Origin of the sequence: Streptomyces sp. OR43, assembly GCF_008042275.1 — a bacterium.
In the GTDB taxonomy this organism is placed as follows: Bacteria; Actinomycetota; Actinomycetes; order Streptomycetales; family Streptomycetaceae; genus Streptomyces.
This window is the reverse complement of the sequence record NZ_RDBK01000008.1, coordinates 422,438-442,279: the sequence shown is the minus strand read 5'-3', so window position 1 is coordinate 442,279 and position 19,842 is coordinate 422,438. Positions and strand designations below refer to the sequence as shown.

The 19,842-nt window shown below is 70.9% G+C and carries 19 protein-coding genes; 4 read left to right on the top strand and 15 right to left on the bottom strand.

Annotated elements, in window-relative coordinates:
- Positions 1-2: 2 nt before the first annotated feature.
- The 3 genes from EAO72_RS05960 to EAO72_RS05950 form a co-directional block, all read right to left on the bottom strand.
- Positions 3-1,043, bottom strand: a complete 1,041-nt coding sequence (locus EAO72_RS05960; RefSeq protein WP_148016131.1) for a sugar ABC transporter substrate-binding protein — start codon at positions 1,041-1,043, stop codon at positions 3-5.
- Positions 1,044-1,173: 130 nt separating this feature from the next.
- Positions 1,174-1,953 carry an SDR family NAD(P)-dependent oxidoreductase gene (locus tag EAO72_RS05955; RefSeq protein WP_148016130.1) on the bottom strand — a complete coding sequence of 260 codons (780 nt, stop codon included), beginning with the start codon at positions 1,951-1,953 and terminating at the stop codon, positions 1,174-1,176.
- Positions 1,950-3,287 carry an enolase C-terminal domain-like protein gene (locus EAO72_RS05950; protein ID WP_148016129.1) on the bottom strand — a complete coding sequence of 446 codons (1,338 nt, stop codon included), beginning with the start codon at positions 3,285-3,287 and terminating at the stop codon, positions 1,950-1,952. Before EAO72_RS05950 ends, EAO72_RS05955 begins: the two co-directional genes overlap by 4 nt.
- Positions 3,288-3,545: 258 nt before the next feature.
- Between EAO72_RS05950 and EAO72_RS05945 the strand changes: the two genes are divergently transcribed.
- Positions 3,546-4,595: a PAC2 family protein gene (locus EAO72_RS05945; RefSeq protein ID WP_148016128.1), complete on the top strand. Its 1,050-nt coding sequence runs from the start codon at positions 3,546-3,548 to the stop codon at positions 4,593-4,595.
- 63 nt (positions 4,596-4,658) lie between these two features.
- On the opposite strand, the gene EAO72_RS05940 is transcribed toward EAO72_RS05945, so the two are convergent.
- From EAO72_RS05940 to EAO72_RS05920, 5 genes are all read right to left on the bottom strand, one after another.
- Positions 4,659-7,709, bottom strand: a complete 3,051-nt coding sequence (locus EAO72_RS05940) for an NPCBM/NEW2 domain-containing protein (protein WP_148016127.1) — start codon at positions 7,707-7,709, stop codon at positions 4,659-4,661.
- A 109-nt stretch (positions 7,710-7,818) separates the two neighbouring features.
- Entirely contained in the window at positions 7,819-9,048 is a 1,230-nt protein-coding gene (gene mshC / locus EAO72_RS05935; RefSeq protein ID WP_148016126.1) for a cysteine--1-D-myo-inosityl 2-amino-2-deoxy-alpha-D-glucopyranoside ligase, read from the bottom strand.
- Positions 9,049-9,186: 138 nt separating this feature from the next.
- A complete protein-coding gene (locus EAO72_RS05930; protein WP_148016125.1) occupies positions 9,187-10,026 on the bottom strand; it encodes an SCO1664 family protein in 840 nt (279 codons plus the stop codon).
- Positions 9,990-10,580, bottom strand: coding sequence for a DUF3090 domain-containing protein (locus tag EAO72_RS05925; protein ID WP_020207450.1), 591 nt, complete (start codon positions 10,578-10,580; stop codon positions 9,990-9,992). The genes EAO72_RS05930 and EAO72_RS05925 overlap by 37 nt, the downstream gene beginning before the upstream one ends.
- Before the next feature lie 109 nt (positions 10,581-10,689).
- Positions 10,690-11,403, bottom strand: a complete 714-nt coding sequence (locus EAO72_RS05920; RefSeq protein WP_148016124.1) for a histidine phosphatase family protein — start codon at positions 11,401-11,403, stop codon at positions 10,690-10,692.
- A gap of 54 nt (positions 11,404-11,457) precedes the next feature.
- Between EAO72_RS05920 and corA the strand changes: the two genes are divergently transcribed.
- On the top strand, positions 11,458-12,444 hold the full coding sequence (gene corA, locus EAO72_RS05915; RefSeq protein ID WP_148016123.1) for a magnesium/cobalt transporter CorA: 987 nt from the start codon (positions 11,458-11,460) through the stop codon (positions 12,442-12,444).
- 27 nt (positions 12,445-12,471) lie between these two features.
- Here the strand turns inward: corA and EAO72_RS05910 are convergent, their stop codons facing one another.
- Positions 12,472-13,260, bottom strand: a complete 789-nt coding sequence (locus EAO72_RS05910; RefSeq protein ID WP_148016122.1) for a ferritin family protein — start codon at positions 13,258-13,260, stop codon at positions 12,472-12,474.
- Between the two features lie 246 nt (positions 13,261-13,506).
- Positions 13,507-14,556, bottom strand: a complete 1,050-nt coding sequence (locus EAO72_RS05905; RefSeq protein ID WP_148016121.1) for an LLM class F420-dependent oxidoreductase — start codon at positions 14,554-14,556, stop codon at positions 13,507-13,509.
- 140 nt (positions 14,557-14,696) lie between these two features.
- On the opposite strand from EAO72_RS05905, the gene EAO72_RS05900 reads away from it, so the two are divergent.
- Positions 14,697-15,680, top strand: a complete 984-nt coding sequence (locus EAO72_RS05900) for an aldo/keto reductase (RefSeq protein ID WP_148016120.1) — start codon at positions 14,697-14,699, stop codon at positions 15,678-15,680.
- Here the strand turns inward: EAO72_RS05900 and EAO72_RS42830 are convergent.
- The gene (locus tag EAO72_RS42830; protein ID WP_261991336.1) at positions 15,650-16,135 is read right to left on the bottom strand and encodes a hypothetical protein; all 486 of its coding nucleotides are present in this window, start codon (positions 16,133-16,135) and stop codon (positions 15,650-15,652) included. The two genes, EAO72_RS05900 and EAO72_RS42830, sit on opposite strands and share 31 nt — an antisense overlap.
- Before the next feature lie 51 nt (positions 16,136-16,186).
- Positions 16,187-16,846: a hypothetical protein gene (locus tag EAO72_RS05890; RefSeq protein WP_148016119.1), complete on the bottom strand. Its 660-nt coding sequence runs from the start codon at positions 16,844-16,846 to the stop codon at positions 16,187-16,189.
- A 47-nt stretch (positions 16,847-16,893) separates the two neighbouring features.
- Here EAO72_RS05890 and EAO72_RS05885 point away from each other — a divergent pair, with 47 nt between their 5' ends.
- On the top strand, positions 16,894-17,082 hold the full coding sequence (locus EAO72_RS05885; RefSeq protein ID WP_136328229.1) for a DUF5703 family protein: 189 nt from the start codon (positions 16,894-16,896) through the stop codon (positions 17,080-17,082).
- 60 nt (positions 17,083-17,142) lie between these two features.
- On the opposite strand, the gene EAO72_RS43750 is transcribed toward EAO72_RS05885, so the two are convergent.
- The 3 genes from EAO72_RS43750 to EAO72_RS05870 form a co-directional block, all read right to left on the bottom strand.
- Complete coding sequence (locus tag EAO72_RS43750; RefSeq protein ID WP_148016118.1) at positions 17,143-17,916, bottom strand: chaplin; 774 nt, start codon at positions 17,914-17,916, stop codon at positions 17,143-17,145.
- A gap of 138 nt (positions 17,917-18,054) precedes the next feature.
- A complete protein-coding gene (chpH, locus tag EAO72_RS05875) occupies positions 18,055-18,288 on the bottom strand; it encodes a chaplin ChpH (RefSeq protein ID WP_123528131.1) in 234 nt (77 codons plus the stop codon).
- A 150-nt stretch (positions 18,289-18,438) separates the two neighbouring features.
- Positions 18,439-19,773 (bottom strand): M20/M25/M40 family metallo-hydrolase, encoded by a 1,335-nt coding sequence (locus EAO72_RS05870; protein WP_148016117.1) that lies wholly within the window; start codon positions 19,771-19,773, stop codon positions 18,439-18,441.
- Positions 19,774-19,842: the final 69 nt, after the last annotated feature.

The window sequence follows — 19,842 nt, the reverse complement described above, 5'->3', positions numbered from 1 at the left end:
GACTAGCTCTTCTTTTCCAGCTGGTTGGCCCACAGCTTCGGGTCGTCGACGTTGTCCTTGGTCACCAGGGGCGCGGGGAGCTGGTCCTCGAAGCCGTTCGGGATCTTGATGATGTTCGAGTCGTGGTCGGTGGGGCCTTCCTTGAAGGTCTTCCCGGCCAGGGCCGCCTTGGCGTAGTACAGCGCGTACTTCGCGTACAGGTCGGCGGGCTGGGAGATCGTCGCGTCGATCTTCCCGGCCTTGATGGCGTCGAACTCCTCCGGGATGCCGTCGTTGGAGATGATCGTGATGTGGCCCGGGGTACCGGCCGGCTTCAGCAGCTTCTTCTGCTCCAGAAGCGCGAGGGTCGGCTGCAGGAAGACGCCGCCGGCCTGCATGTAGATGCCGTTGATGTCGGGGTGTGCGGCCAGCGTGGACTGGAGCTTGGCGGAGGCGACGTCGCCCTTCCAGTCGGTGGCCAGCTCGAACACCTTGATGCCCGGGAAGTCCTTGTCCATGCAGGCCTTGAAGGCCTCGGACCGGTCGCGGCCGTTGATCGAGGACAGGTCGCCCTGGAACTCGACGACCTTGCCCTTGCCCTTCAGCTGCTCGCCGAGGTACTTGCAGGCGTTCGTCCCGTACGCCTTGTTGTCGGCGCGCACCACCATGTAGATGTCGCCCTTGTCCGGGCGGGTGTCGACGCTGATGACGGGGATCTTCTTGTCGTTCAGCGTGTTGAGCGACTCGGCTATCGCACCGGTGTCCTGCGGGGCCATCACCACGGCCTTGGCGCCCTGGTCGGTGAAGGTCTGGACGTTGGCGACGAGCTTGCCGATGTCGTTCTGGGAGTTGGTCAGCGGCAGTGCCTTGACGTCTCCGTCCTTCACCCCCTTCTCGACGTAGTTCTGGTAGGAGTTCCAGAAGTCGCTGTCACTGCGCGGCAGGTCGATGCCGATCTTCTCGCTGCCCGCCCCCTTGTCCGATGATTCGCGGTTGCAGCCCGCAAGGGCAGTGACGGCCAGCAGCACGGCGCAGGCCGCCGCACTCGTCGTACGCACTCTCATTGGTGTCCCGTTCCTTTGTGGAGTACCGGCTCGAAGGATCTGATGGCGTTGCGGGGGTGCGTGGTACAGGTGGTGCGGATGCTGTGAGAAGTGCGGTCCCGGCCGTCCCGTCCGGACCGCGCCTCCCGGGTCAGCTGTCGGCGGGGCGCAGGCGCAGGCCCTGCATTCCGCCGTCGACGGCCAGGGCCGTGCCCGTCACGGAGGCCGCGGCGGGGCTGGCGAGGTAGAGGATCGCGGCGGCCACCTCGTCGGCGGAGACCAGCCGGCCCAGCGGCTGCCGGGCGTTGAGCGCCGCGCGTTCGGCGCCCGGGTCGTCCGCCTGGCCGAGCAGCCGGCCGATCCACGGGGTGTCCGCGGTGCCCGGGTTGACGCAGTTGACGCGGATGCCCTCGCGGACGTGGTCGGCGGCCATGGCCAGCGTCAGGGACAGGACGGCGCCCTTGCTCGCGCTGTACAGGGCGCGCTGGGGCAGTCCGGCGGTTGCGGCGATCGAGCAGGTCTGGGTGATCGATACGGCGCCCGGGCGCTCGGCTGCGGCCCTGCGCAGGTGCGGGAGCGCGTGCCGTGCCGTACGGACCATGCCGACGACGTTGATGTCCAGGACGCGGGTCCACTCGTCGTCGTCGTTGTCCTCGACGCTGCCGATGGAACCGATGCCCGCGTTGGACACGAGCGTGTGCAGGGAGCCCAGTTCGGCGGCGGCCCGGTCGACGGCCTCGCGGACCGCGGCGTCGTCGGTGACGTCCGCCTTCACGGCCAGGACGCCCTCGGGTGCCCCGGCGGTCTCCCGGTCGAGTACCGCGACGCGGGCCCCGCGCTCCAGCAGCATGGTCGCGACGGCTGCCCCGATACCGGAGGCGCCGCCCGTCACCAGTGCGTTCATGCCCTCGAAGTCGCGTGTGGCGGTCATCGGCCGTCCTCCTCGTTGGTGCGGCGGGCCTGCCATACGGGGCCCTCCGGGTAGCGGTGTGCGGCGATCGACTCGGGGTGCATCCGGGCGGAGAAGCCCGGCGCCGCCGGAGCGGTGTAGCGCCCGGACTCGATCACGGTGGGCTCGACGAAGTGTTCGTGGAGGTGGTCGACGTACTCGATCACCCGGTCCTCCCAGGTACCGGAGACCGCCACGTAGTCGAACATCGCCAGGTGCTGGACGAGCTCGCAGAGTCCGACGCCACCGGCGTGCGGGCAGACGGGCACGCCGAACTTGGCGGCGAGCAGCAGGATCGCCAGGTTCTCGTTGACACCGGCGACACGTGCCGCGTCGATCTGGACGAAGTCGACGGCGCCGGCCTGGAGCAGTTGCTTGAACACGACGCGGTTGGCGACGTGTTCACCGGTGGCGACCTTGACCGGCTGGCCGGCGCGCACGGCGGCGTGGCCGAGGATGTCATCGGGGCTGGTCGGCTCCTCGATCCAGTGCGGGTCGTACGGCGCGAGCGCGGTCATCCACTCCACCGCGTCGGCGACGTCCCAGCGCTGGTTGGCGTCGACGGCGATCCGGACACCGGCGCCGACGGCGTCCCGGGCGAGGGCGAGCCTGCGCACGTCGTCGGCGACGTCACCGCCGACCTTCAGCTTGATCTGGGTGAAGCCGTCGGCGACGGCCTCCTTGGCCAGCCGCACCAGCTTGTCGTCGGAGTAGCCGAGCCAGCCGGGCGAGGTGGTGTAAGCCGGGTATCCCTCGGCGCGCAGCCGCTCCGCGCGCTCGGCCCGGCCCGGCTCGGCGGCGCGCAGGATCGCGAGCGCCTCCTCGGGGGTGAGGGCGTCGGTGAGGTAGCGGAAGTCGACGAGGGAGACGAGCTCCTCGGGTGTCATCCCGGCCAGGAACTGCCAGACGGGTCTGCCCGCGTACTTGGCCGCCAGGTCCCAGGCGGCGTTGAGGACCGCGCCGGCGGCCATGTGCATCACGCCCTTCTCGGGTCCCAGCCAGCGCAGTTGGGAATCGTGCGTGAGGTCCCGGTACAGCTCGCCGAGGTCGGCCGCGGTACGGGGCACCGGCCGTCCGGTCAGATAGGGCCGCAGCGCCTCGATGGCGGCCGCCATGACCTCGTTGCCGCGCCCGATGGTGAAACAGAAGCCATGCCCCTCGATGCCCCCGCCTTCACCGTCCGCCCCCTCGGTACGCAGCACGACGTAGGCGGCCGAGTAGTCGGGATCGGGGTTCATGGCGTCCGAACCGTCCAGTTGTTCCGAGGTCGGAAAACGGATGTCGTGGACCTCGAAATCCGTGACGGTCTGACTCATGTGCGCCCCCAGGGGAAATAACATCGGACCTCTGCTCTGGTCATCCGATGTATAGCGCCCTGAAGGCTCCAACGTCCAGAGTTGAGGGGAAATTGACCCCACACAGCTCGGATGTATAGCGGGACCGATGCCTCGCTGCGGCCGATGAGGCGTCCCCGGCCTGCCGGGTTCGCCCCGGCGTGCGCAAGGGCTGCGGCGGGAGTGGCCGGAAGCCGTAAGGTTGTTCCGTACGCAAGGGAACTTCGGAAGGAGGCCTGGGTGATCGAGCTCGAGGGGGTTCCCGAGCTGATCGACCCGGTCATGGTGGCCGCGTTCGAGGGATGGAACGACGCAGGTGACGCCGCCTCCACGGCGGTCGCGCATCTGGACCGGGAGTGGAAGGGCGAGGTGTTCGCGGCGCTGGACGCGGAGGACTACTACGACTTCCAGGTCAACCGCCCGACCGTCTTCCTGGACGGCGGGGTACGCAAGATCACCTGGCCGACCACCCGGCTCTCCGTGGTCCGTATCGGCGGCGACAAGCCCCGCGATCTCGTCCTGGTCCGGGGCATCGAGCCGTCGATGCGCTGGCGCTCGTTCTGCAACGAGATCCTCGGATTCGCCCATGAACTGGGCGTCGAGATGGTGGTGGTGCTCGGTGCGCTGCTCGGCGACACCCCGCACACGCGGCCGGTGCCGGTCAGCGGAGTCACGTCCGACCCGGATCTGGCGCGGACCATGGACCTGGAGGAGACCAAGTACGAGGGGCCGACCGGCATCGTCGGGATCCTCCAGGAGGCGTGCACGCACGCGGGTGTGCCGGCGGTGAGTCTGTGGGCGGCGGTACCGCACTACGTCTCGCAGCCGCCCAACCCGAAGGCCACCCTGGCACTGCTGAACCGCCTGGAGGATCTCATCGGGCTGCGCATCCCGCTGGGTGAACTGCCCGAGGACGCACGTGCCTGGCAGCTCGGGGTCGATCAACTGGCCTCCGAGGACAGCGAGGTGGCGGAGTACGTGCAGACGCTGGAGGAGGCCCGGGACACCGCGGAGCTGCCCGAGGCGAGCGGTGAGGCCATCGCCCGGGAGTTCGAGCGCTATCTGCGGCGCCGGGACCCCGGCCCCGGCCAGGCCCCCGGCGGGCACGCCACGGAGGGCGGTGACGGCTCGTATCTGCGGGATCCGTCGAGCGGCCGGACCAGGCCGCCGAAGCCGCCCAGGCCGGAGACCGGACCCGGAAAGGGCGCCCCGCCGGCCGGCGGTTCCGCAGCCGGCGGACCGGCGGAGGACTCGTCGGACGACTCGCCGGACGACTCCTCGGAGGACTGATCCGGGCAGGGTGGAGCCGGACGGGTGCGTACCCGCCCGGCTCCCCCGCTTCGCTGCCGGCATTCAGGAACAGACGAAGCGCGCCGCGCCCCAGTCCCCGTGGTCGCCGGTCTTGGACCCGTTGGTGTCCGTGACCTTCAGCCGCACATGCCGCGCGCCGTCGAGCGGCACGTCGACCGGCACCGTCGCCGACGCCCCGGTCACCTTCGGCGAGGTCCACAGCACCTTGCCGTCCGCCTCGACGGAGAACGCCACTTCGCCGTAGCCGTTGATCTCGTCGTCGATCCCGGCGTCGGCGGTGAACTGCGAGCACCGTCCGCCGAGATAGACCTCGATGTCCGAGTCGGCGTGGGTGCCGATCCCCTTCTCGTACACCTTCCCGGCCAGGGTCAGCGGGTGTCCGTCGGCCGCGCCCGACTCGCCGTTGCTGCGGTCGCGCTCCGCCGGTCCGTACCCGTTGGCGGAGGTCAGCCACGCGAGGTCGCTCGCCCACACCTCGCCGGTGGGCGGCGCGGGCATCACGGCGGTGGCGAAGCGCTGGACGGCCGTGCGGGACTCGCCCGCCGACCGGTAGCGCGTGAGCGCGGTGATCCGGGCCTCTCCCGCCTCGGCGCCCTTCGCCGGGGTGACCTTCACCTCGACGCGCCGGGTGGTGCCCGCCGGAATCCGGTCCACGGCCGCGGCCGGCGTGGTCTGCCAGCCCTCGGGGACGTCGAGCGAGACCACGGCGTCCGTGACGTCGGCCGAGCCGGCGGTGACGTCGACGGCCACGGTGCTCGCGGCACCGGCGCCGGTCTCCTGCCCCCGCGGTGCGGAGAGGGTGGCGGCCGCGGCGGCGTCGCGCCCGCCGACCGCACTGGTGTTCTCCAGCTTCACGGAGAACTTCCTGCCCGTGGACAGCGGGACGGTCTTGATCTTCACCACGCCGCCTCGGTCGTCGCGGTCGTACCACCAGCCCTGCTTCGCCGAGGCGTAGGCGGCGGCCGAGTCCAGCCGGGGCAGCTTGCCGGCGAGCTTCACGGCGCTCGGCGCGGAGCCCGTGTGCACGCTGAACTCGTACGGGCGGCTGCTCTGCTTGCCCTCGAACTTCCCCTTGCTCTCACCGATGTTCACGGTGACGTCGCCCGCGCCCTTGACCGGCGCCGAGACCTCGGCCGTCTGGGTGGCGTACGCGCCGTCGCGGTGCCGGCGGGTCACGCCGTCGTCCTCGTACAGCGTGAAGGAGGAACGGCCCTGCGGGTAGATGTCCCAGGCGAGCGGGGAGGTGGCGGTGCGGTCCTTGTACGAGCGGATGCCCGGCCACATCGGCACGGCGGCGCCGGCCCTGACGAAGAGCGGCAGGGTGTCGAGCGGGGCGCTGTAGTCGTCGACCGTGACCGGCCCCTCGTACGTCCGCCCGCTCCAGTAGTCGGTCCAGGTGCCCTTCGGCAGGTAGATGCCGTCGCGCTCGGTGCTGTCCTGGTACACCGGGGCCACGAGGAAGTCCTCGCCGGACATGAACTCGTACTTGGCGGCGTCCGTCGCGGCCTTCGGGTCGTCCGGGTACTCCAGCACCAGCGGGCGGACCATGCCGACACCGGTCTTCGTGGCCTCGTGGGCGTACGAGTACTGGTAGGGCAGCAGCGACTCCTTGAGCTTGAGGTAGTCGCGGTTGACGGAGGTGTACGGCTCCCCGTAGCGGAAGGGCTGCTTGTCGCTGGCCGCCCAGCCGTCCATGGTCATCGTGGTGCCCAGGAACATCTTCCACTGGAGGTCGCGGGTGTACGTCTTCGCGCTGCCGCCGAAGATGCCGTCGACGTCGCCCGTGGTGTAGGCGAGGCCCGACATCGTGGCGCCCGCGTAGGTCGGGATCTGCCAGCGGATGTAGTCCCAGGTGCCGTACTGGTCGCCGGACCACTGGACACCGCAGCGCTGTGCGCCCGACCAGCTCTCGGGTGCGTACGTGAAGCCGCGGGCGTCGCTGTTGTCCTCGATGCCCTTGTAGGCGTCCTTGCAGCCGTCGAGGGCGAACTTGTAGCCCTCGCCGATCCAGGCGACGTCGAGCTTGGCGACGCGCTGGCCGGCCTTGACCTGCTCGGCGATCTTCTCGATGCCGTCCTGGGTCCACAGGCCGAGCTGCATGTCGCGGTCCTGGAGGCCCTTGGCGGTCTCGGCCAGGTCCTCGTGACCGCAGCCGTAGCCGTCGTTGACGAGCATCCAGCCGTTCGGCATGTCGTTCTCGACGTAGCCGTCGGCGACCTTCAGGGCGTCCAGGGTGTGGCGCTCACCGCGGTTGGCGTTGTGCAGGTAGCAGTCGGCGTCGCCGATCTCCAGCCCGTACACCGGAGGCAGGAAGGGCTTGCCGGTCAGCTTCGTGTACTGGCCGATGACGTCCTTGGCGCTGTCACCCGCGAAGTAGTAGGCGTCGAAGCGCCGTTCCTGCTCGGTGGTGGTCACCGGGTCGGTGAAGGCGTAGGTGCCCGGCGAGAAGGTGTTGCGGAAGACGCCGTAGCCGGCCGACGAGAGGTAGAACGGCACCGAGTTGGGGTGCCCGCCGTCGTCCCAGTCGTAGTCGACGCCGACCTCGACGGTCTTGTCCCGGTGCGAGGTGTTGCCCCGGCCGTTCTGCATGCCGGCACCGTAGAACTGCTCGTCGGCGCCGCGGGCCAGGGTCTGGGTGGTCTTCTCGGCGTCCCAGCTCAGCCCCTTCGCCTCGGACCAGACCTGGCTGCCGTCGGCCCGGTACAGCGCGAACCGCAGGGGCGACTTGTAGACACGCAGGGTGACATCGCCCGTGGAGAGGTCGTAGCGGTCGCCGCGCTCCTTCCACCGGGTGCGGGGCGGTGTGCCCTGCGGCAGGACGATGGCATCGCCCGCGGGGTCCTCGAACGTTCCGTCCGGGGCGAGTTCGATCCGGAAGATCTCCTCGGACACGAAGCTGACGCGGGCCTTCGAGGCCCCCGCGGTCAGCCGGTACACCGGCCCGTCGGCGGTGAAGCCGGTGAGATCGCCGACCGTCGTGCCGGCGGGTTCGGCCGGGTCCGCCGCCTGTGCGCTGCCCGGTCCCGAGACCGCGGCGAGCAGCCCCAGCAGTGCTGCAACTACTGCCCCTCTGATGCGCGTTGATGATTGCATAGAGCGCTTTTAGCGCAGCATCGAGCATTTGACCATGGACAAAACGGAACCGGCCCCGAACTTCATCAAGAAGTTCGGGGCCGGTGAAGGGACGTAATACAGCGGGCGGTTACAGCGCGACACCGAGCAGGGCGTCGACGGTGCGCGAGACGAGTCCCGGCGCTCCCTCGTCCGTCCCGCCCTCGGCGGTCTGCCGCTCGGCCCAGCGGTCCACGGCGGCCAGGGCCGCCGGGGCGTCCAGGTCGTCGGCGAGGGCCGCGCGGACCTCCTCCACCAGGGCGTCGGCGGACAGCCCGTCCGGCCGGGAGACGGCGGCGCGCCACCGGGCGAGCCGCTCCACCGCGTCGGCGAGCACCTGATCGGTCCACTCCCAGTCGGAGCGGTAGTGGTGCGAGAGCAGCGCGAGGCGGATCGCCGCCGGGTCCACGCCGTCGCGGCGCAGCACCGAGACGAACACCAGGTTGCCCCGGGACTTGGACATCTTCTCGCCGTCCAGGCCGACCATGCCGGCGTGCACGTAGGCCTGGGCGAACGGGTGCTCGCCGGTCAGCACCTGGGCGTGCGAGGCGCCCATCTCATGGTGCGGGAAGGCGAGGTCGGAGCCGCCTCCCTGGATGTCGAAGCCCATGCCGAGGTGGTCGAGGGCGATGGCCACGCACTCGATGTGCCAGCCGGGCCGGCCGGCGCCGAGCGAGGCACCGTCCCAGCTCGGCTCGCCCTCGCGGGCGGCCATCCAGAGCATCGGGTCGAGCGGGTTCTTCTTGCCCGGGCGGTCCGGGTCGCCTCCGCGTTCGGCGGAGAGCAGCCGCATCGCTTCGGCGTCGAGGCCCGAGACCTCGCCGAAGTGCGGGTCGGTGTCGACGGAGAAGTACACATCGCCGTCGAGTTCGTAGGCGGCGCCCGCGTCCCGGAGCCGTTCGACGAGCGGCACGATGCCGGGTATCGCCTCGACGGCTCCGATGTAGTGCTGCGGCGGGAGCATGCGCAGGGCAGTCATGTCCTCACGGAACAGGGCCGTCTCGCGCTCGGCGAGCTCGGTCCAGTCCTGCCCGTCGCGCACGGCCCGCTCCAGCAACGGGTCGTCCACGTCGGTCACGTTCTGGACATAGTGAACCTGCCGCTTGGTGTCGAGCCACACGCGCTGAACGAGGTCGAACGCGTTGTAGGTCGCCGCATGACCCATGTGGGTCGCGTCGTACGGCGTGATGCCGCAGACATAGATGCGGGCGACGGGACCGGGGTCAAGGGTGATCCGTCCGCCGGTCGCGGTGTCGTGGATCCGAAGGTCGCGGCCCTTGCCAGGCAGGGCGGGGACCTCAGAAGCGGGCCAGGCATGCATGCCACGAGCGTAACCGGACGCGGCTTCCGGATACGAACCGGAGGGGGCATCCTGACCGAAGAGGCACTCTTGCGCCCCGGCCCGGAAGGTGCATGCCCCGGCGGTTCCCCGGGGCCCGCGGCGGTCACCGCGGCCTGATCACACCGGTGGCCACGGGATGGCGGGCCACTCGCCGCTCGGCTCGCGGTGCAGACCCGTACCCCGCAACGCCTCCACACGGGCCCTCAGGGCCTCGATCTCCGCGGCGGTGATCAGTTCCCCCAGCCGGGTGAGCAGCGCCGCCCCCGGCTCCAGTTCCGCGGCCAGCCGGTCCAGCACCCCGACGGCCTCCGCAGGCAGCGGCTCGCCCGCCCAGCCCCACAGCAGCGTGCGCAGTTTGTCGTCCGCGTTGAAGGTCACACCGTGATCGATGCCGTACAGCCGGCCGTCGGGCCCGGGCAGCAGGTGACCGCCCTTGCGGTCACCGTTGTTGATCACGGCGTCGAGCACCGCGAGCCGGCGCAGCCGGGGATCGTCCGCGTGGACCAGCAGCGCCGTCCTCCCCTCCCCCACCTCGGCGAGGACCACGGGCTTCCAGCCCTCACCCGGCTCCTCGTCCTCGACGAGCGCGAGGAGGCCGGGGGCGTCCTCGTCCTGGGGCGCCGCCTCGATCCAGAGCTGGCACATGCCCTGGCCGTACGGCCCGTCCCGCAGCACGGTCGGGGGCACCAGGCCCCACCCCGTCACCTCGGACACCTCGTAGGCGGCCACCTCGCGCTGGGCGAGGGTGCCGTCGGGGAAGTCCCACAGGGGCTGCTCGCCCGCGACCGGCTTGTAGACGCAGTGCGCCTGCTCGCCCTCGTACGCGACCGAGCAGTAGAGCACCGCGTTGGAGGCCCCGCGGACCTGTCCGAGGACCGTGAGCTGTCCCTTGCCGAGCAGGGTGATCAGCTCGTCGTCGCTCAGGCGCCGCGACGGTATCCGTTCTGGCGCGGGCATACGTGTCCTTCCGGATCGAGCGGCAGGCTGCAGAGCGGGCACGGGGGGCGGCCGGCGTTCACGACGTCCAGGGCGCGTTTGGCGAAGGCCCTGGCCTGGGCGCCGCTGAGCCGGACCCGGAGCATCGGCGGGCCGTTCTCCTCGTCCTGGAGCAGCCGCTCCTCGGCCTCCGCGAGGTCCTCGACGGAGTCCGCGTCCAGTTCGACCAGGGCCTGCGCCTCGACGATCATGCGCTGTTCCTCGCCGTCCCAGGCGAGCGCCATGGTGCCGACCCGGAACTCCTCCTCGACGGGGACGTCGAGCGGGGCGGTGTCGGTGACGTCCATCGGGGCCACGGCCGGCACCGGCGAGTTCCCGCCGGTGCGCCGCACCACTTCGTCGAGCAGTTCGTCGACCCGCTCGGCGAGCGCGGCGACTTGGGTCTTCTCCAGGGCAACGCTGGTGACACGTCCGCCTGAGGATGCCTGCAGGAAGAACGTACGACGTCCAGGCAGCCCGACCGTGCCGGCCACGAAACGGTCCGGGGGGTCGTAGAGGAACACCTGACGGGACACGTCCTGTCTCCCTTGAAAATTGACGGCATATGAGGGGTCGGCCGGGCCGGGCCGGGAGAGTTCCCCCGGAAAGGCGCCTACGGCGCGTCCACCCTACTGCGCGGAGCGATCACGGTGCCCCAGCGCCGCCCCCGACCGCCGCGTCCTCCTCGTCGCCGCCCGTCCCGGCGCTCGCGTCGGGAGCCGGTTCGCGGGGTGCCAGGGAGGCCAGCTCGCCGGTGTCACCGAGGCGCAGCAGGAACGGGCGGAGCCTGGTGTAGCGGATCGCGGTGACGGAGCACGGGTCGGCCTGGACGCGCTGGAAGAGGTCCAGATGCATGCCGAGGGCGTCGGCGACGAGGGACTTGATGATGTCGCCGTGGGAGCACATGACGTAGACGGCGTTCTCGCCGTGCTCCTCCTCGATCCTCGCGTTCCAGTCGCGTACCGCGTCGACGGCGCGTGCCTGCATCGCCCGCATCGACTCGCCGCCGGGGAACGCCGCGGCGGACGGGTGCTGCTGGACGACCTTCATCAGCGGCTCGTCGGTGAGCTCGGCGAGCTTGCGCCCGGACCAGTCCCCGTAGTCGCACTCGCTGATCCGCTCCTCGGTGTGGAGCGTCAGCTCCGGCCGGGCGGCGAGCAGCGGCCGGAGTGTCTCCCGGCAGCGCTGCAGGGGGCTGCTGACGACGGCGGCGAGCGGCAGGGCGGCCAGCCGTCCGGGGAGCGCGGCGGCCTGCTCGGTGCCGCGCTCGTCGAGTGCGACACCGGGGGTGCGGCCGGCGAGCACTCCGGACGTGTTGGCGGTGGAGCGTCCGTGGCGTACGAGGATCAGGGTCGGCATACGGCCAGCGTACGCAAAGGTGCGCGCGGGGCCGGAGCAGGGAAGAATGCGCGCGTGATCGTGGACTGTGCCATCTACCGGGACGGACGCCGCACCGACGGGCCCGCCGACTTCTCCGACGCCCTCGCCGAGGCGCGGGCCGGCGGCGACGCCTTCCTGTGGCTCGGCCTGCACGAGCCGACGGAGAAGGAGTTCGACCTGGTCAGCAGCGAGTTCGGGCTGCACCCCCTGGCGGTCGAGGACGCACTGTCCGCGCACCAGCGGCCGAAGCTGGAGGTGTACGACGACTCGCTGTTCGCGGTGATCAAACCGATCGTGTACGAGCACGAGAGCGACACGGTCAGCGCGGACGAACTGATGGTGTTCATAGGCGATTCGTTCGTGGTGACGGTCCGGCACGGCGAGGGGGCGCCCCTGGCAGCGGTCCGGCGCCGGCTGGAGGCCGAGGTCGATGTGCTCAAGCACGGGCCGACGGCTGTCCTGTACGCGATCAGCGACGCGGTCGTGGACCACTACATCGATGTCGCGGGTGAGCTCCAGGTCGACCTGGAGGAGCTGGAGACGCAGGTCTTCGCCCCGAGCGGAACGGGCGATTCCAAGAACACCGCGGCCCGCATCTACACCTTCAAGCGCCAGGTGCTGGAGTTCCGCCGGGCGACGGTCCCGCTGGCGGTGCCGATGGCCCGGCTGGCGAGCGCCGGCGTGCCGTTCGTCCACGAGCACTCGCAGCCGTTCTTCCGGGACGTCCAGGACCATCTGACGCGCGCCAACGAGCAGGTGGAGGGGCTGGACCGGCTGCTCTCGGACATCCTGTCGGCGCATCTCGCGCAGATGGGCGTGCGGCAGAACGACGACATGCGCAAGATCTCGGCCTGGGCGGCGATGGCGGCCGTGCCGACCATGGTCGCGGGGATCTACGGCATGAACTTCGAGCACATGCCCGAGCTGGGGTGGGTCTGGGCGTACCCGGTGGTCGTCCTGCTGATGGCGGGCGCGGTCCTCGGCCTGTACCGCCAGTTCAAGCGCCGCGGCTGGCTCTGACACCGTGGCCGGCCGGGCCGGCCCCGCTCAGGCGAACTCGGGTGCCGGTACGGCCGGCCCGCCCAGCGCGTCCCGCCGCTCGGGGGGTGTCAGGCTGACCATGCGCCGCCAGCCGAGGACCCGTTCGTACGCGTGGACGGCGTGGATCCCGGCCGCCAGCACCGCGGCCTTCGCCCGGGACCAGCCGAGGACGCGGCCCATGTGGTCCATCACGGCCAGGCTGACGTCGCGGTAGACGCGGATCTCGGCGAGGGCGCACTCGCGCAGGATGTGCTGGATCGTCCGGCCGTGCCCGGCCGCGGCGAAGCGCAGGAGTTCCTCGTGGCAGTACGCGAGGTGGTTGTCCTCGTCGTTGGAGATCATCCGGACCGCCCGGCCCAGGTCGGGGTGGTCGGCGAAGTGCTTGCGCAGCAGCCGCATCTGCTCGGAGGCGCGCTGTTCGGTGACCCGGCTGTGGGCGAGGTAGGTGATGATGTCGCGCTCGGTGAGCGGTTCCTCGCGCCCCAGCTGCTCGTGGGCGAGTCCGATGCCGTGCTTCTCCAGCAGCATCGTGTAGTCGGTCTCGTGCGGGACCGGGACTGCGGTCAGACCGCGCTTCCTCAGCAGGGCGTTGAAGATCCGCCCGTGCTTGTCCTCGTCGGCGCCGTGGCGGGCGATCTTCGGGGCGAGCGCGCGCTGGCTCGCGGGCACGAGCGCGGCGATGCGGCCGTTCTCCCAGCCGCCCTGGGACTCCCCGCTGGCGGCGATCGAGCAGAACAGCCGGAACGCGTCGTCGTCGTCGAGCATCTCCTGGAACAGGTTCTTTGCCGAGAGCATCACTGCCACCTCCGTGCCGGCGTCTGCCGAGCGCCAGTCAAGTGCGCCTGGCTCCGACGGGCAACAGGAGCGCTCCCGCACTGGGCCGGACGGGGGACCGTCCCCGTCGCGGCCCACCGCTGGCGAACCGTTTCCGCATGACCCCGTAACCCAACCGTCCCGCCCGCGTTGTTCCCGGTGACGGCCGTGGCGGGGAGGACCCCGAGCCCCCACCACGGCCGTAGTGCTGCCCGGCGCCGGGAGGGACTACGCGAGCCCGGAGCGCTCCAGCGCGTCCGTGCCGGCCCGCAGCGCGGCGAGCCGCTCGTCGAGCGTGAAGCCCGCCGGGGCCAGGGTCAGGGTCGTGACACCGGCCGCCGCGTAGGCCTGCATCCGGTCGGCGATCCGCTCCACCGACCCCAGCAGCGTGGTCTGGTCGATCAGCTGGTGGGGCACGGCGGCGGCGGCACCGGCCTTGTCACCGGACAGGTACTTCTCCTGGATCTCGGCGGCCTCCTTCTCGTACCCCATGCGCTGGGCGAGCTGGTTGTAGAAGTTCTGCTTGGGGCTGCCCATACCGCCGACGTACAGCGCGGTGTACGGCCGGAACATGTCGGCGAGGCCCTTGACGTCGTCGCCCACGGCCAGCGGCAGTGTCGGGCAGACGTCGAAGCCGTCCATGGTCTTGCCGGCCTTCTCGCGCCCGGCCCTCAGGTACCGCATCGCGGTGTCTTCCAGATGGTCCGCGGACGGGAAGATCAGCAGGGCGCCGTCGGCGATCTCGCCGGTCTGTTCCAGGTTCTTCGGCCCGATCGCCGCGATGTAGAGCGGGATGTGCTCGCGCTCGGGGTGCACGGTCAGCTTGATCGGCTTGCCGGGGCCGCCGGGCAGCGGGAGCGTCCAGTGCTGCCCCTCGTACGAGAGCCGCTCACGGGCCATCGCCTTGCGGACGATCTCGACGTACTCCCGGGTGCGGGCGAGCGGCTTGTCGAACTTGACGCCGTACCAGCCCTCCGAGACCTGCGGCCCCGACACCCCGAGGCCGAGGCGGAAGCGGCCGCCGGAGAGCGAGTCGAGCGTGGCCGCGGTCATGGCGGTCATGGCGGGCTGGCGGGCCGGGATCTGCATGATCGCGGAGCCGACGTCGATGGACTCCGTCTGCGCGGCGACCCAGGACAGCACGGTCGGCGCGTCGGAGCCGTACGCCTCGGCCGCCCAGCAGACGTCGTAGCCGAGCCGGTCGGCCTCCTGCGCGACGGCGAGGTTGTCGCCGTCCATTCCCGCGCCCCAGTAACCGAGATTGATGCCGAGCCGCATAGCCGCTCCCCTTACTGATCAGTAACGTCCCTGTGCTCCGGACTCTAGCGCGCGGGAAGGCGATACGGCAGGGGCCACCCGGGCCCCGGTTGTCCACAGCCCTGCCCTGTGCGCGGCTGTGGCCAGTAACCTCAGCGCCCATGGAGCAGAGGCATCTCGGCCGCACCGGCCTTCGAGTGTCCCGGATCGGGCTCGGCACCCTCACCTGGGGCCGGGACACCGACGAGCACGACGCTGCCGAGCAGCTGAAGGCGTTCTGGGAGGTGGGCGGCACCCTGGTCGACACGGCGGACGTGTACGGCGGCGGGGAGGCGGAGTACCTGCTCGGGCAGCTGGTCGCCGGTCTGGTGCCGCGGCAGGATCTGGTCATCGCGACGAAGGCCGGCAGCGTGGCCGATCCGTACCGCAGGTTCAACGGCTCGCGCGGGCATCTGCTGGCCGCCCTGGACGCCTCGCTGGCCCGGCTGGGTACGGACTACGTGGATCTGTGGCAGGTCCACGCCTTCGACCCCATGACCCCGCTGGACGAGACGCTCCAGGCGCTGGACATCGCGGTCTCCAGCGGGCGGGCCCGGTATGCGGGCGTGTCCAACTTCTGTGGCTGGCAGCTGGCGAAGGCCGCGACCTGGCAGCTCGCCTCGCCCGGGGTGCGGACCCGGCTGGCCAGTACGCAGATGGAGTACTCGCTGCTGCAGCGGGGCGTGGAGCGCGAGGTGCTGCCGGCCGCGCTCGACCTGGGCGTGGGGCTGCTGCCGTCGTCCCCGCTGGGCCGGGGCGTGCTCACCGGCAAGTACCGCACGGGGACCCCGGCGGACTCCCGCGGCGCCTCCGAACTGCTGGCCCCCTTCGTCGAGCCGTATCTCGACGACCCGGCGAGCCGCATCGTGCACGCGGTGGCGACGGCGGCCGACGGGCTGGCCACCACGGCGCTCCAGGTGGCCCTGGCCTGGGTACGGGACCGGCCGGGAGTGGTGGCCCCGATCATCGGCGCGCGCAACGCGCAGCAGCTCACGGAGGCATTGTCAGTGGAGACGCTTAGTCTTCCTGACGAGATCTGCCAGGCGCTCGACGATGTGTCGGCGCCCGTGCACCGCTATCCCGACCAGGACTGGAGCACGCTGTGACTGCGCTTCCCCGGGGGGAATCCCCCGGCCCCTCGGCCACCGACGACGACGTCGTCGCGGACGAGCCCGCCACCGCGCCCGCACCCGCCGAGCAGGCGGAGGCCGGCCACGACGGTGCCGACGAGGCGACGGCCGACGGACCCGGGGAGGAGCCCGACGGGTCCGCGCCCCAGGAGGACGCCGCCGCGGACCTCAGCAGCGAGGGGGACGCGACCGCCGCCCCGGCACCCACCGAGGCCGAGGCGGAGCTGGCCGCCCAGCGCGAACTGCGCGAGCGGATCGAGAAGCGCAAGGCCGAGAAGGACCTGGACCGGCTCCCGCTCCGCCGCCGGTTCGGCGCCCCCGTCGCCCGCGTCCGTTGCCTCGCTCTCCTCGTCCGCGTCCCCGTCGGCGTCCTCGTCCTCCGGGCCGTCCTGGAAGACCAGGACGACGCCCTCCGCGATGGCGTGCTGCACCGCTGCGCCGGGGTCGGTCTGCGGGGAGAGATCAGGTCCTGTGGGCAGGAATCAGGTCCTGTCCCTCGTCAGGCCGTCCAGCTCCTCGTCCAGATCGTCCTCGTCGAAGACCGCGCTGACGTCGAAGCGGCAGACCACCAGCTCCGGGTCCGCGTCGTCGAACGGGGCGCCGAGCCACTCCCCCGGCTCCGGCAACTCGTCCGCGGCCGCGACCCAGAGCGTGGAGTCGCCCTCCTCCAGACCGAACTCCGTGTGCCGGGAGGCGATCTCGTCCGCCTCGTACTCCCCGAAGAGCACCCCCAGCGCCGCGTGGACACTGCTGCCGACCACGGCCGCGCTTCCGCTGCCGCGGTCCTCGGGGTCCACGTCGGCGAGACGCTGTGCCTGCGCGAGCAGCCGCTGCGGCTCCACCACCGCGTAGTCGCGGCGGATCAGCACGCTGACGGCGTTCGGCTCCTCCGGGCCGCTGTACGGCGGCAGGGAGTCCTCCACCCCCGGAATCTCGAAGGGCGTGACCTCGTCATGGCGGTCGTAGAGGAGTTCGTCGTAGACCTCGGCCGCAGCGGCCAGTGCGTTGAACGCGTCGTAGACAGCGGGGTCGTCGTCCCCGGACCGGCGCTCGACCGCCGCGAGGTGGTGGTCGATCGCGGCTTTGACCGCATCGGCGGCGGCGCGTACCTCGGCAGCGGTGGGCTGCGCAGCATCAGACATAGGGCAGACGCTATCCGTACACGGGCTCTGCCCGCACAATAGATGCGATGCCGGAATACGAATTTGTCGATGTGTACGTGCCGCGCGGGGTGTCCCGGAAGGAGACGGCCCGCCTGTTGACCGACCATGCCGAGTACGGGCACTGGGAGTTGGACCGGCTGACGCTGCGCCTGGACGGCAGTCGCCGGGTGCGGCTGCGGCGGCGGATCATCCGCCAGTTGCGGGCCACCTGGTGAGACGGAAGGGGCCCCGCGTCGCCGCGGGGCCCCTTCCCTTCGCCGTGCCGACCGCTGCCGTCAGGCGGCGGCCCTGGCGCGGCGGTACAGCACCGTGCCCGCCCCGGCCAGCAGCAGACCGGCGCCCGCCGGGACGAGCAGGTCGAGCCCGCCCGCTCCGGTGTGCGCGAGCTGCGGCGTGCTCGCCGGCAGGGTCTGCGGTTCGGGCGCGTTCGGGATGGTGCGCGGTCCGGGCGTCGGCGGTGTCACATGGGTGACGGGAGTCTCCGGGACGACCGGGGGTGTGCTGTCGTTCTCGCACGTGTTGCCGAGGGCGGGGTTGAGCAGGCCACCGATGGTGACGCTGTTCCCGCAGGCGTTCACGGGGATGTCGATGGGTACCTGGATCTGGTTCCCCGAGAGCAGACCGGGCGAGCCCTTCGCGGTCCCCTCGGCGGTGGCCCCTCCCCCGTTGTCGCTGCCGGCGGCCCGGTGCTTCCCGGTGCCCGCCCGCACCCCCTGACCGCGGTCGCCGGACGCCCGGCCGTGGTCGGAGGCGTGGCTGCCCGAGCTCCCGGCGGTCGAACCGTGACGGCCTGCGGCCGCACCGTCCGAGGTGTTCGCGCAGGCGTTGCCCGCCGCCGGGTTGAGCAGCCCCACGACGTTCACGGAGTTGCCGCAGACGTTGACCGGAACCTCGACCGGGATCTGTACCGAATTCCCTGAAAGCACCCCCGGGGAATTCGATGCGCCGCCGGCCGCTCCCGCGTCGGCGTGCGCGTAACCGCCACTGAGCGCGAGAACGCCGCCCGCAGCCGCCATGGTGATCAGGCCTTTACGCGTGACCTGTCGCATAGGTTGTTTCCTGCCTTCTACCTTCCGGAATACCCCCGGACTTGACCGTGCGGGGGCAAAGGACCCGACGGCCCCGGAGCACATGGCGTGCGCTCCGGGGCCGAGCGGGCTCAAACCCTTACGGGTTGACGCACAACGTCAGGCGTTGACGCAGGTGTTGCCGAAGGCCGGGTTCAGCAGCCCGATCACGGAGATCGTGTTGCCGCACACGTTCACGGGAACGTGGACGGGAACCTGGACGACGTTGCCCGAGAGCACGCCGGGGCTGCCGATGGCGGCACCCTGGGCGCCCGAGTCGGCGACGGCCATGCCGGCACCCGCGAGAACCAGACCACCGGTGACAGCCGCAGCGGCGACGATCTTCTTGATCATTATTCCTCCTAGTTGGCAAATGCGGTCCCAGCCGCGGACCGCATCACCTGTAACGAGGAAGAAGTAATCGGGCTACGAGTGATCCGCGCCTTTCACTCGTTCCGGTTAGGTGCGTACAAGCTGGCGATTATGGCGACGCGTATCGACTTTTCAGCTGTTGTCGATGAAACGGTCGAGCACCCGGGCGCCGAACTTCAGGCCCTCGACCGGTACGCGCTCGTCCACACCGTGGAACATGCCGGCGAAGTCGAGCTCCGGCGGGAGCTTCAGCGGAGCGAATCCGAAGCACCGGATACCCAGGTCGCCGAAGGACTTGGCGTCCGTACCGCCGGAGAGCATGTACGGCACCGCCCGCGCGATCGGGTCCTCGGCCTTGAGCGCGATCTGCATCGCGTCCACGAGCGAGCCGTCGAAGTCGGTCTCCAGCGCCTTGTCGCCGTGCACGTCCTCGCGCTTGACGCGCGGGCCGAGGATCCGGTCCAGGTCGGCCAGGAACTCCTGCTCGTACCCCGGCAGGAAACGGCCGTCGACGTGGGCGGTCGCCTGTCCCGGGATCACGTTCACCTTGTAGCCGGCGCCGAGCATCGTGGGGGCCGCGGAGTTGCGCAGGGTCGCGCCGACCATCTTGGCGATGCCGCCCAGCTTGGCGAGCGTGGCGTCCATGTCCTCCGGGTCGAGCGGGGTGCCGAGCGCGTCGGACAGCTCGTCCAGGAAGGAGCGCACGGTCTTGGTGACCCGGACCGGCCAGTTGTGCCGCCCCAGCCGCCCGACCGCCTCGCACAGCTCGGTGATCGCATTGTCGTCGTTGGTCATCGAACCGTGGCCGGCCGTACCGTCCACGGTCAGACGCATCCAGTGCATGCCCTTCTGCGCGGTCTCGACGAGGTAGAGCCGCAGGTTCTCGTTGACCGTGAAGGAGAAGCCGCCGACCTCCCCGATGGCCTCGGTGACGCCCTCGAACAGGTCCGGGTGCTTGTCGACGAGATACCGGGCCCCGTACGTACCGCCCGCCTCCTCGTCCGCGAGGAAGGCGAGCACGATGTCGCGCGGGGGCTTGCGGCCGCTGCGCATCCGGTCGCGCACGACCGCCAGGGTCATCGCGTCCATGTCCTTCATGTCGACCGCGCCCCGGCCCCACACGCAGCCGTCCGCGATCTCTCCCGAGAAGGGGTGGTGCGTCCAGTCGTGCGCGTTGGCCGGGACGACGTCCGTGTGGCCGTGGATCAGCAGCGCCGGCTTGGACGGGTCCTCGCCCTCGATCCGCGCCACCGTGGAGGCACGGCCCTTGTGGGACTCGAAGATCTGCGGCTCCAGTCCGACCTCCGCGAGCTTTTCCGCGACGTACTCGGCGGCCAGCCGCTCGCCCGGTCCCGAGTGATCCCCGTAGTTGCTGGTGTCGATCCGGATCAGGTCACGACAGAGGTCGACGACCTCGTTCTCGGCACTCTCACCCGAGCCGGTCCTGGCCGCTTTGGTCTCACTCACGCTGGTTCCCTCCGCTGTCGCTGTGGTGCTCCCCCACATCCTCCCGCGCCCGGCCCTCGCGCCCAAGGC